1 protein-coding gene is annotated in these 925 nt (G+C 30.9%); it reads left to right on the top strand.

Going from position 1 to position 925, the window contains the following annotated elements; translation table 11 throughout:
* Positions 1–721 (top strand): hypothetical protein (locus V7127_RS22145; RefSeq protein ID WP_335489693.1); only part of this gene is annotated, 721 nt, incomplete at its 5' end.
* Positions 722–925 lie beyond the last annotated feature (204 nt).

Genomic DNA, 925 nt, shown 5'->3' with positions numbered 1-925 from the left:
TTATTGCAGAAACGCAAGAAATAGCAGTTCAGCTAAATACCTTTTTAGAGAAGTGAAAAATTTACTTGGGAGTAAAAATCGTGTTATGAAAAATTTCATGAATGAGCTTAATAACACATCAAAGACGCCAAAACACAATCTGCGTTATGTTGTGTTAACCTTCGTTTTGGCAATAAGCATTATGTTTTTTGTCTTAAATGAAATATTGATTGAAAATGAACAAATAACAACAACAGAACAACAGTCTCCAACAAAAATGGATTCAGATTTATTAAAACCCACAGTTTTTTTTGAACAAAGTAACCTATATATTGATGGAATTACTTTAGCCGACTCACAGGAAAGAGTAATAGAGCGTTTAGGTGAAAAATATTCAATAGAGCAAGAGGATGGCAGCGGGGCGGATATTGTCATGGATTATGATGGGGTTGCGAGATTTTATTTTTTAGAAGATAAATTAGTCCAAATATTATTAATGAAAGTAGATAAAAAGTACTTTGACCAATTATTTGCTGATTATAAAGGATTTAAATTTACATCATCATCTTCAATAATAAATACGGATTATGATGACCGTTATATTTACTCGAAGGAGACGAATCAAATATTAAAGGCAACAACGAACGTTCCTAACCGAGATCTTTATTTATACCTAGGATATGCTGGTCCAGAACTCATGGATAATCCAGATTTCATAAAGATGGAACTCAATTTAGAATAGATCCAACCCTTTGTAAGGAAGTAGATAAGAATAAGAAAAGCCCTCCTAAACAAATAACAGGTCCAGTTGATGGGGAGAAATATGCTAAAAACAATGCAAATAAAATTGTCGTTCAATATCATTCTCTCTACCAATATTATACTATTATTTATAAATAATTTGTAGACTACTCTTTCTGTAATTCTATACTATAATGTTATACAC

The organism is Bacillus sp. JJ1773 (genome assembly GCF_036962035.1).
Taxonomy (GTDB): domain Bacteria; phylum Bacillota; class Bacilli; order Bacillales; family Cytobacillaceae; genus Cytobacillus.
Note: the sequence above shows the minus strand (reverse complement) of the source record. Positions and strands in the feature narration are given on the sequence as shown.